Origin of the sequence: Pseudomonas sp. DE0010 (assembly GCF_007680745.1) — a bacterium.
GTDB lineage: Bacteria > Pseudomonadota > Gammaproteobacteria > Pseudomonadales > Pseudomonadaceae > Aquipseudomonas > Aquipseudomonas parafulva_B.
In genome coordinates, this window is sequence record NZ_VEJQ01000132.1 from 1 (window position 1) to 311 (window position 311).

At 70.4% G+C, this 311-nt stretch carries 1 pseudogene; it reads right to left on the reverse strand.

The features are described from left to right. Positions 1-251: pseudogene (locus tag FS767_RS21965) on the reverse strand (alpha/beta hydrolase); the annotation flags it as partial. Between the last annotated feature and the right edge of the window lie 60 nt (positions 252-311).

The window sequence follows — 311 nt, forward strand, 5'->3', positions numbered from 1 at the left end:
CCCAGGGCCTCGGCCAGCCGCTGCAGGGCCGCGTTGCGCGCGCCGGGGGCGTTGCCGTTGCGATCGATGGGCCCCGAGCCGGAAACGAAGAGCACCACCGGTTGCGGCCTGTCGCTACGGGGCAGGATCAGACTGCCCTTGAGTACACCGCTGCCGGTGTCGAGCTGGAGGGGACGATAGAGCACGGGATCGGCCGCCGTGGCGAGGGCGGGCAGGGCGAGGCACAGCAGCAGGGAGAACAGCAGACGCATGGCGGGAAGGGCACCGGAGAGCTGGGGTGTGGGGGCCTATCCCGCACACAATCCGTGTAA